The sequence below is a fragment of the Streptomyces hirsutus genome (assembly GCF_001418415.1).
Lineage (GTDB): Bacteria > Actinomycetota > Actinomycetes > Streptomycetales > Streptomycetaceae > Streptomyces > Streptomyces hirsutus.
Window position 1 is genome coordinate 1 of the sequence record NZ_LIQT01000204.1, and the last position, 9,967, is coordinate 9,967.

12 protein-coding genes are annotated in these 9,967 nt (G+C 69.9%); 5 read left to right on the top strand and 7 right to left on the bottom strand.

Going from position 1 to position 9,967, the window contains the following annotated elements:
- Window positions 1-24 precede the first annotated feature (24 nt).
- From AOK11_RS16340 to AOK11_RS16370, 7 genes are all read right to left on the bottom strand, one after another.
- Window positions 25-474 (bottom strand): hypothetical protein, encoded by a 450-nt coding sequence (locus AOK11_RS16340; RefSeq protein ID WP_055594454.1) that lies wholly within the window; start codon window positions 472-474, stop codon window positions 25-27.
- On the bottom strand, window positions 471-932 hold the full coding sequence (locus AOK11_RS16345; RefSeq protein ID WP_055594455.1) for a hypothetical protein: 462 nt from the start codon (window positions 930-932) through the stop codon (window positions 471-473). Before AOK11_RS16345 ends, AOK11_RS16340 begins: the two co-directional genes overlap by 4 nt.
- Before the next feature lie 57 nt (window positions 933-989).
- Window positions 990-1,337 carry an SH3 domain-containing protein gene (locus AOK11_RS16350; protein ID WP_055594456.1) on the bottom strand — a complete coding sequence of 116 codons (348 nt, stop codon included), beginning with the start codon at window positions 1,335-1,337 and terminating at the stop codon, window positions 990-992.
- 151 nt (window positions 1,338-1,488) lie between these two features.
- A complete protein-coding gene (locus AOK11_RS16355; protein WP_055594457.1) occupies window positions 1,489-2,208 on the bottom strand; it encodes a hypothetical protein in 720 nt (239 codons plus the stop codon).
- Window positions 2,209-2,266: 58 nt separating this feature from the next.
- Window positions 2,267-2,749, bottom strand: a complete 483-nt coding sequence (locus tag AOK11_RS16360; RefSeq protein WP_055594458.1) for a hypothetical protein — start codon at window positions 2,747-2,749, stop codon at window positions 2,267-2,269.
- Entirely contained in the window at window positions 2,746-3,294 is a 549-nt protein-coding gene (locus AOK11_RS16365; RefSeq protein WP_055594465.1) for a DUF4913 domain-containing protein, read from the bottom strand. The genes AOK11_RS16360 and AOK11_RS16365 overlap by 4 nt, the downstream gene beginning before the upstream one ends.
- Window positions 3,295-3,477: 183 nt before the next feature.
- Window positions 3,478-4,233, bottom strand: coding sequence for a DNA-methyltransferase (locus tag AOK11_RS16370; RefSeq protein WP_055594459.1), 756 nt, complete (start codon window positions 4,231-4,233; stop codon window positions 3,478-3,480).
- A 517-nt stretch (window positions 4,234-4,750) separates the two neighbouring features.
- On the opposite strand from AOK11_RS16370, the gene AOK11_RS16375 reads away from it, so the two are divergent.
- The 5 genes from AOK11_RS16375 to AOK11_RS16395 all read left to right on the top strand — a co-directional run bounded on the left by AOK11_RS16375 (window position 4,751) and on the right by AOK11_RS16395 (window position 9,912).
- Window positions 4,751-5,866, top strand: coding sequence for a C40 family peptidase (locus AOK11_RS16375; RefSeq protein WP_055594460.1), 1,116 nt, complete (start codon window positions 4,751-4,753; stop codon window positions 5,864-5,866).
- A gap of 81 nt (window positions 5,867-5,947) precedes the next feature.
- Window positions 5,948-6,256 carry a DUF6112 family protein gene (locus tag AOK11_RS16380; RefSeq protein ID WP_055594461.1) on the top strand — a complete coding sequence of 103 codons (309 nt, stop codon included), beginning with the start codon at window positions 5,948-5,950 and terminating at the stop codon, window positions 6,254-6,256.
- Window positions 6,256-6,942, top strand: a complete 687-nt coding sequence (locus tag AOK11_RS16385; RefSeq protein WP_055594462.1) for a hypothetical protein — start codon at window positions 6,256-6,258, stop codon at window positions 6,940-6,942. Before AOK11_RS16380 ends, AOK11_RS16385 begins: the two co-directional genes overlap by 1 nt.
- Before the next feature lie 15 nt (window positions 6,943-6,957).
- Window positions 6,958-8,358: an SCO6881 family protein gene (locus tag AOK11_RS16390; RefSeq protein WP_055594463.1), complete on the top strand. Its 1,401-nt coding sequence runs from the start codon at window positions 6,958-6,960 to the stop codon at window positions 8,356-8,358.
- Between the two features lie 81 nt (window positions 8,359-8,439).
- Complete coding sequence (locus AOK11_RS16395) at window positions 8,440-9,912, top strand: SCO6880 family protein (protein ID WP_055594464.1); 1,473 nt, start codon at window positions 8,440-8,442, stop codon at window positions 9,910-9,912.
- Window positions 9,913-9,967: the final 55 nt, after the last annotated feature.

Sequence of the window (9,967 nt, forward strand, 5' to 3'; positions counted from 1 at the left end):
GGATGGGGCAATCGGTAGAAGCTCTCATCGTCGTCGGCTGTGGTCCGCCCCGACATGCGCGGGTGCCGGGGCGGCGGAGGCCGGGGGCAGGGTGGTGGTGACCGTCTGCTGGGCGACTCGGGCGGGGCGGGCCTGCGCGTGGAGCGGGGGCATGGTGTGCAGCAGGTCGTCCAGCGCGGCGCGGTAGCCGTCACGGGCTGACAGCGCTGCCTCCAGCCACTGCGTGTCCATCCGCAGCTCGGCCGCGGACAGCTCGTCCATGTCGCGCTCGGGCGCCATCGCCTCGTGCACGCGGTCGCGGATCCGGGCGACCTGTTCCTCGGCTAGGGCAAGGAAGCTGCGCAGTTCCAGGGCCCGGGTGACGGCCGCGGAGGCGTTCGGGTCAGCGGCCTGCGTGTACAGGTCGGTGACCGGGACGCCGAAGACCTCGTGGAGTCGGGTGTCCTGGGTGCAGGGCTTGTCTCGGACGCTCATCGCAGGGCTCCTTGGCCGGTGGCCGGCGCCGTCGCGGGCCGGGCCGGTGCGCTGGTGGGCACGGCCGGGCCCTGTCGCCGACTGCGGTTGAGGCGGGCCAGCCGGTCTGCGGCGGGGCCCCGTTTGCCTGGCGCGTCAGGGTCGAGCAGCCACCGCACGACCATGGCACGCCCGTCGCGGGTGGAGATGGCGGCATTGACGCGGTGGGCGAGGTCCATGGTGGGGTCGTCGACCTCGCTGGGCTGCGTTTCCAGAGCGCGTAGGAGGTCGTCCTCCGCGCGCTCCAGTACGGTCTGGGATTCGGTGAGCAGACCGTGCCAGCGCACGACGTCGGTGGCTTGGCGGTTAGCGTCCGGGGCGGCTGTGACGGCGGCCTTCAGCGTTCCGATGTACATGCCGAAGCGTTGCTCGATCTGCTCGGTGAGCACGCCCACGACATCGTCTGCGTCGTCGGACACAGGGCTTTCCTTCCTGGGAGGCACACGGGATACAGGCAGGCGGAGTTCGAACCCCTGTCAGCCGAGGCACATACGGACGTCGCGGTAGACGTAGGGGCCAGAGACCCAGCCCCTCACACCGGTGGTCATGTCCGTGATGTGGTGCCAGTTCCCGCTGGTCTTGTGGACGATGAAGCGGTGGCCGCAGTGGAGAATGCCGAGCCGGGTGGACTTGACCGATGCCTTGGAGCGGATGTCGACGGCCTGCGCTCCGATGCCCCAGGGGCCGGGCCGGTCGCACGCCCGGACGGTCGGCATCGTGCTCGGCGCGGATGCCGGAGCAGCCGTGGCCGCCGTCGCGGACACGAGCGGCAGGGCGAGCGCGCCGAACACTGCGGCGGACAACACCATTCGCGATGAGCGCATGCGGAAGTAACCTTCGTACGGGAAAAGGGGAAACACAGAGAGAAGCGGACCGGGCGTTCGCCCCGTCGGCCGCTACTAGAGTCCGTGGATTCGCCGGTTTGGCTAACCGGCGATCGTCGTCTATATTTCCGGCCGCTTCACAGGCCTGAGTTCAGCGGCTGCGGCCCGCAGGGCATTGCGCGGGGGCCGGAAGGGAATAGCCCGATCGCGGGACGGACCGGACCGTGGGCTGGGTCGGCGGCAGAGGAGGAACCTCGCCGCTGAGGGCGTCGTCACACCACTGCAGGGCTTCTGCATAGGTGGCAAAGCCGCCCTCGCGCAGGGTGTGGGTCCAGGAGTCGGTGTCCACGTCCTCGTGGAGCACCCGAAACGGGGAAGGACTGCGCTCGTCCAGGGAGCGCAGGACCACGACGGTTGCGGAGTTCTCGGGGTCGTCATCGGTGTAGCTGTGCAGAAGGGCGAAGTGGTCGCCGTCGCTCATGAGCCGCTGTTCCAGCGCACGGGTCATCTCGTCCGCCGGTGTGGTTCCCGTGCCGGGCGCCAGGCTGATCTCCTTGGGCGGACAGCCTCGGTGGATGAGCCAGGACTGTGCCATTGCCGGCAGAGGCAGTGTCGCGTGAGCGAAGCGGAACGTCTTCGTTGCAGAATCGCGCTGCAGGTGCAGGGCGACGAGCTGCGACTCCCCAGGGGTGCCCCAAGTGACGGCACCGTTGTGGAAAACGTGGTAGCTCGCGCCGTCGGGTGCGTGATGCTCGGCCAGCGGGGTGAGTTCGGTCTGCTCGATCTGGATCGCGCGCCAGAATGCTTCCTGAGTCTGCTCGTCGGCGGCTTCGAAGCCGTCCAGACGGAGGTCGGGTTCGGGTGGGTACATAGACCCTTTCGGTGAGCGGGGCTGAGGTTGTGGGGGCTGCGTGGGGTACCTCTTCAGGTCAGCGAGCCTGGCGGTACGTGGGCGCCTGAGCCGGGCGGGGAAGGCCAGGCATCGCGGAGGGCAGCGGTCCGGGCTTCGGAATGGGCCCGCGGGTGGTGAGCTGCGGAGAACGGGAGCGGGCTGCGTGAGTCCGGGCGCTGAGCGGCCGGCGGTTCATCCCCAGGCGTTTACCGACGGTGTCGTAGACGTCGTTGTCGGCCCGGGGCCGTACCGCAACGACGTGGATCTCCCGTCGGTGCGCGGACGTCTCGGGTGCCGGGCGAATGCCGTAGACGACGCGCCACTCCTTGCGGGAGTCCACGAACAGCTTCCGGTAGCCCTCCAGGTCGCCGGTCAGTCTCGTCCCGAAGCGCTCGGTATTCACGACTTCTTGCAGGTAGGCAAGGGTGAGGTCGCGGATGTCGCTGGGGGCCTGGACGAGGTCGGTCAGAGCGCGCGGGTCGAAGCTGAGCCCGAAGGCCGGCTGCTGCCCGGCGCTCATGACGTCGACTCGCCCGACACGCCGGTATCCGACGCGTTCGTCTTCTCCGTGCGGGCCGAGGGCGGCGGGCCGGGCAGGAGGCGGTGCGCGGGCCGGTCCGGTGAGGTCATGCACGCCGACAACGGACCGCCCGGCCCTCTGACGGCGACCATGGTGTGGGTGAGGAAGTCGCGGTGCCACACGAGTAGACCGCTCAGTCCGGCCTCGGGGTCCTTGTGCTGCTGGTAGGCGAGCCAGAGCGCGTGCAGCCAGGCCACGACGTCGCTGTGTTCCTGCCACTGCAGGCACCACGGGGCGGCCGTGGTGACCTCGGTCCCGTAGACGGGCAGCAGGAAGTCGTCCACCCAGTCCGACAGGGCGTCCAGTTCGTCCTCGTACTGCTCACCCTCCAACTCCAGGATCGGCTGAGGCTCCGCCGGCGCTGCCGGAGGTGGCCCGCCGAGGCCCGGCATGCCGAAGGCGGCGAACGGAGAGACGCCCGTGTGCGGTGCGGGGGCGGAGGCGAGGTGGTCGAGCTGCTGGGTCTGTTGGGCGGACTGCTCCATCAGTTTCCGGACGCTGGCCTCGATCTCTTCGAGGTGGGGATCGGGGATGCGAACCGGCTCCAGCTCGCCCTCATCGGGCGGGTTTACGGGTTCAGACATGACGAGGCAGGGCCTCCTTGCGCCGTGGCTGTCGGGGGAACGCAGCACCAATGAGCCGGCACCAACTGGTGGGCTGCGGTGGTGTCAGACAGTCAGGACGACGTCGTCCCGGGTCAAGGTCTGACGGACGGTCTCGGTCAGCCGGTCAGCCGCGATACCGGCGTAGTGCTCGGTCTTCTCCACGCCGATGAAGTCGCGTCCCTCCATCAGGGCGGCGACACCTGTGGAGCCGGAGCCGGCGCAGAAGTCGAGCACCGTGCCGCCTTCGGGACTGATCTTGACCAGTTCGCGCATCACCTCGACCGGCTTCTGCGTGATGTGCTGCCGCTTCGAGCCCGACGGCTGGGAGGCGGAGTACAGGCCGGGCAGGTAGACCGGGTTGTGGGAGCCGTCGATCGGGCCCTTCGATGCCCAGACGATGAACTCGCAGTTCTGGGTGAAGCGGCCCTTCTGCGGCCTGGCCTGCGGCTTGTGCCAGGCCAGCACCCCGCGCCACAGCCATCCGGCCGCCTGGATCGCGTCCGTGGTGACGGGGAGTTGGCGCCAGTCGGTGAACAGCAGGGCCGTTCCGCCGGTCTTCGTCAGCCGGTGGGCTTCGGTCATGATCTGGGTCAGCCAGAATCCGTAGCTGCGCTGGTCCATGTTCTCGCCGGTGAAGTCCGGCAGGGTGTGCTTGGCGTCGACGGAGGTGTACTTCTGCTTCGCCGAGCGGGAAGTTCGCTCCTTGGCGGTCCTGCCACCGGAGTTGTACGGCGGGTCGGTGATCACGGAGTCGACGCAGTCGTCCGGCAGCGTGGACAGCACGCGCAGGGCGTCGCCCTGATGAAGGGAAAAAGGCAAAGAGATACCCCGATTCGGGTTCGGACGTAAGGGATTCGAGAGGGCACCCCTCGCTCAGAAGAATCCGGGCAGGCTGAAAATCGGGCATGCAGAAGCCCGGAAACCCGCGAACTGGAGAGCGAAGGAAGTCCCAAAACTATAGGGGCGAATTGGCCGCTCACCAAGAAGCGCCTTGCCAGGGGTACGGATTCCGATCCCTCAGGACGGCTTTTTGGTCAACCGCCGATCCGGGCCTACTGTTTTGGAACCGCCCAACACACACCGCCGCCAGCGCCTTCCCACCACGCCTCGCGGAGGTACCCCCTGCCCCGGCACACGTAGCTACCCCGGCCCGCGGACCGAGCGGCAACTCGCCCGCAGGTCGGCGCCTCTCGATCGACCACCCCGGCCGCCGCGCCCCTTCCACCCGTCTCCACGCGTACGCGGCACGCCGGACATCATCTCCGAAGGAGACCTTCGTGACGTCTCGTTACCCGTCCCTGCCCGCGCCCTCCGCTGTGCAAGGGGGCCAGGCAGGTTGAAGGCGCTCGCCGCCGGCATCGGCGCCGTCGTCCTCTCCCCCTTCCTCCTTGGCGGGGCGGCCATGATGATGGCCACGTCCAGCGAAGCCGCCGCACAGAGCAGCGCGTCCCTTCAGTGCCTGCCCGACCTGGACACCGACAAGGTCACCGAGCAGGTCACCAAGATCCTCGACGGCGCAGACGCCTCCGACATCTCCATCGAAGGCCTGGACCTGCCCGGTGAGCAGATCCCGAACGCACAGACCATCGTCGCCGCCGGGATCAGTCTCCACGTGCCCAAGCGCGGGCAGATCGTCGCTCTCGCCACCGGCATGCAGGAATCCCGGCTGCGCAACCTCGCCTACGGGGACCGCGACTCCCTCGGCCTGTTCCAGCAACGGCCCAGCCAGGGCTGGGGCACACCCGAGCAGATCCGCGATCCCGTCTACGCGTCCGAGAGGTTCTACAAGGCCCTTCTGCAGGTAAACGGCTGGCAGCAGATGACCGTGACTCAGGCCGCCCAAGCTGTGCAGAAATCCGGCTACCCGGATGCCTACGCCCAGTGGGAGCCGCTGGCGACCGCGCTGCAGAAGGCCATCGCCGCCACCTTCCCCGGCGCCGGTGACGATGCCGGCCAGGAGGCCGACGACGCGTCCTCACTGTCCGACTGCACCACGCAGGACGGCTCGTCCTTCGGGAAGATCCCGGAAGGCGCCGTCCCGAAGGGTTACAAGGTCCCCAAGGACGCCGACCCACGTGCCCGCAAGGCGATCGTCTGGGCGATGCATCAGCTCGGCACGATGTACCAGTGGGGCGGCACCTGTACCGCGCCGCACGGCCCCGACCCGATGGGCCGCTGTGACTGCAGCTCGCTGATGCAGCAGGCGTACACCAAGGCCGGCATCCAGCTCACCCGTACCACGTACACGCAGGTCAACGAAGGCAAGGCCGTCTCCGTCAAGGCCATGAAGCCCGGTGACCTGATCTTCAGCCGCGGCACCGCCGCTCGCCCCGACCACGTCGGCATGTACCTGGGCGAGGGGCTCGTCATCGAAGCCCCGCGCACGGGCAGGCCCGTACGCATCACCCCGCTCAAGGACTGGAACGTCCTCGCCGTGCGCCGCGTCCTGTGACGCCGGCCTCCGCCCGGCCCACCCTTTCCGTTCCCCACCTCTACCCTCTGGCCTGCGTACGCAAGGAGCCTTGCCACACCCATGACATCTCTCGCCGACCGGCTCTATCTCGCCTTCGACCCCGGGATCACTCCCAAGGGCGGGGGCCTGCCGGGGCTCTCCGTCCTGAAGAGCGTCGTCAGCTCCATCAACATGTTCGGCATCATCGCCGTCGTCGGCGCCCTCGCCGTCAGCCTGGCGATGTGGGCCTGGGGTCACCACACCGGTGGCCACCAGGCCGAGGCGAACGGCAAGAAGGGGGCGACTGTAGCCGCGGGCGCCGCCCTCGGCCTTGGCGCCGCGAACGGCATTGTCGCCTTCTTCTCGGCGCTGGGGTCGCAGGTCCAGTGATGAGGAACCGATTCTCTCTGTCGGCCTACGGCGTCGGCTGGTCGGCGAACCGCCGCATCCTCGTGATCTCCGTGGTTCTGGCGTCGTTGCTGGCCCTGGCCGGCGTCACCGCCTATGTCACCGGCCGCCACGGGCAGCACGACGCGTCTGCCGGCCCGGCGCCGTCGACACCGCCCGGCTCGGTGCCGTCGAGCGCCGCTTCCACGCACCCAGGAGCCGAGGCGGGGTCGGTACCCCGGCCTCCGCGGGTATCCGACCCCCTCGCCTTCGCTCGGGCCGCAGCCGAGATGCTGTGGTCCTACGACACCCGCGACACCAGCCGCGAGCAGCAGCTTGCCGGTATGGAGGCGTGGATGACGAAGGAGAGCGAGTACGGCGACTGGTCCTCGGTCTCCGCGCAGATGCCCGACCCGACCCTGTGGTCGCGTATGGCTGACCAGAGGCAGCATGCCACTGCCACCGTCGCCGAAGCCCACTATCCAACCGCGTTCAAGCAGGCCCTGGCCGAAGACCCTTCCGCGATCACCGAGGCGTACATCTACGCCGTGACCGTCACCGGCAAGCAGACCATCGCCTGGGCCAAGGGCGGCGGCGGGGCGGAGGACCGGTCCATCACCCTCGCCGTGCAGTGCCGACCCTCGGTCGGCTGCTCGCTCGTCGCCATCGCCCCGGCCGTCGCGCCCTGACCGAAAGGAGTCCCCATGGGGTTTTGTGATCTCCCCCTCGCGGACACGCTCTGCACGGTCGGCGAAGCCGTGGATTTCGCCTCCAACCCGGGCAAGGCGATCGGCGACTGGATGGCCAAGAGCGCCGGCGAACTCGCCGCCGCTGCCGCCGACCTCGCGTCCAAGGCCATCGACAGCACGACCAGGGTCGATCTCAACGCGGGCTGGTTCCGCGACAATTACGAGACGATCCTGCCCATCGGCCTGGTGGTCCTCGTGGCCACCTTCTGCGCCCAGCTCGTGCGCGCCGCGGTCAGACGCGACGGGCAAGCCCTGACGCAGGCGTTCACCGGCACCGCCTCCGGAGTGTTCTTCGCGTTCGCCGCCATCGCCCTGACCACCGTAGCGATCGAAGTCGTCGACGCCCTGTCCGCCGGACTGTTCAGAGCCGCGAACATGGACACCGCCTCTGCGGTCCGCCGCATCGTGAAGGTCAATCAGATACCCGCACTCGCCGGGCTCGGATGGCTTGTCGCCGTCTTCGCCGGTCTGGGAGCCGGCATCGGCGCCGTTCTCTACTGGTGCGTGATGATGGTCCGCAAGGTGGGCATCCTGGTCATGGTCACACTGGCCGTGTTCGCCGGGGCCGGCGGAGGCTGGGAAGTCGCACGCCGCTGGCGCAAGGGCTGGATCGAGGCCACCGCCACCCTTGTCGTCTCCAAGCTGCTGATGACGATCATCTTCGTCCTCGGCGTCGCAGCCATGGGCAAGACCGAGGCCACAGACGGCCTGGCCGCACTCGCCGACGTCCTTGCGGGCATCGTGATCATGATCCTGGTACTGCTCTGCCCCTACGCGACCTTCAAGTTCGTGCACTGGGCAGCCGAAGGCTCCGACGGCGAGACCCTGCACCGCGCCGGTGGCGCCGGAGCGCAGCTCGCCAAGCAGCACGCCGAGCGCGCCGGGAGAAAGGCGGCCGCGATGGCGGCCACCGCCGGAACCGGCGGCGCGGCAGCCGGAGCGGGCGCGGGAGCCGGGGCCGCTCCGCAAGGGCCGGACTCGATCCCAGGGAGTGGCGGGTTTCCCGGCGACATCGCCTCCAGTCCGAGCGGCGGAGGCACCGATCAGGAAAGCGGGCAGTCCGGCGGCTCGAGCGCCCCACCTGGCGGAGACGCCGTCAAGTCCGGCCTGGAAAAGGCCGTGCAGCCTGCGCCGACCAGCGTCACCGACGATACGAACGGCCAGGTCGGTGGCGACCCCGCCGGTGGCGGCTCAGGATCCGGCTCCGGTGCCGCGTCCGGTCAGGTCGGTGGCTGGATCTCCACGCCACCGACCACCACGCCTCCGTCGCAGGGCGCCCCGCCGCCCTCCGGCTCCCAGGCGGCCGGTGCCGGCAGCGGCGCGGCATTCCCTCCGCCTCCCCCGACCAGCCTCTGATCGCCCTGGCCATGCCCGGGGGCGGGACGGGCACTTCGCTCCCCGCCCCCGAGCCCCGCCAGCGTCCCTTGGACCAACCCCTTGTCTGATGTCTCCGTCGCCCCGGTCACGGTGAAGTTCCCACACCGGTCCCGCCGCGGCATCCTCCTCGGTCTTTCCCTTCCCCAACTCGTCCTCGTCTCCTGCGCGCTGGCGCTGCTGCTGATAACGGTAATCTCCACCGGGCTGCTCGGCGCCGTGGCACTGGCCCCGCTGTGGGCAGCCGTCGCCGCGCTGGCCACGATCCGCCGCCACGGCCGGTCCCTGATCGACTGGGCACCGATCGTCACCCGCTACGCGATCCGTCGCCGCACCGGGCACACCCTCTGGCTCGCCCGGCCGGTCACCCGCCCGCAGCGGGACGGCATCCTGCACCTGCCCGGCACCGCCGCCTCCCTGAAGGTCGTCACCCCCGGCGACTCCGCCAACGGCGCCGCAGCCGTCCACGACCCGCACCAGCAGACCCTCACCGCCGTCGCCCGCGCCTCCTCCCGCGCGTTCGCCCTGCTCGACCCGGCCACCCAGAACGCAAACGTCAACAGTTGGGGCCGCGCACTGGCCGGCACCGCCCGCACCGGACACGTCGCCACCGTGCAGGTCCTGGAACGCACCGTCCCCGACTCCGGCGACACCCTCTCCCGGCACTGGGCCCAACACGGCCGGCCCGAGGTCCCGGTCGCCGGACAGATCTACTCCGAGCTCGTCGCCTCCGCAGGGCCGGCCGCCGCCCCGCACGAGACCTACCTCGCCATCTCCCTCGATCTGAAAGCCGCCAAGCGGCTCGTCTCGCAGGCGGGCGGCGGACTGCCGGGCGCCTTCACGGTCCTGCAGCAGACCACCTCCTCCATCGCCCAGGCCGCCCGCAACGCCGGCCTCATGGTCACCGGCTGGCTGACCGCCCGGGAGATCGCCGCCGTCATCCGCACCGCCTACGACCCCAAGGCCCTCGCCGCCCTGCAGCAGTGGTCGGACACCGGCCGGGCGGAGGCCGATCCGTCCGCCGCCGGCCCCGTCGTCCAGGTCGAGGAATACGACCGGCTCGCCACCGACACCGCGCGCCACGCCACGTACTGGGTGGAGAACTGGCCCCGGACGGAGTCGCATGCCGGGTTCCTGCACGGGCTGATGTTCACCACAGGCGTCCGCCGCAGCCTCTCCCTCATCTACGCCCCGCAGGGGCTCGAGTCCGCGCTCCGCGACGTACAGCGCCGCAAAGCGGCGATCATCGCCGACGCCAACGAACGCGCCCGCCGCGGCCAGGTCGACAGCGAGGAGGACTCCGTCGAATACGCCGACGTCAAGGCCCGTGAACGGCAGCTCATCGCCGGGCACGCCGACGTCGCCCTGACCGGCCTGGTCACCGTCACCGCCGAGACCGACGCCCTGCTCGACGCGGCCTGCGCACAGATCGAGACCGCCGCCGTCACCGCCGGCGTCGACCTTCGCCGCCTCAACTACCAGCAGCCCGAAGCCTTCACCCTCGGCGCACTCCCCCTCGCCCGCACCGCCCTCTGAACGACGCCGTCCCCCGCCGAGACCATTCGCCCACCCTGCCACCGGCCGGTGGCAG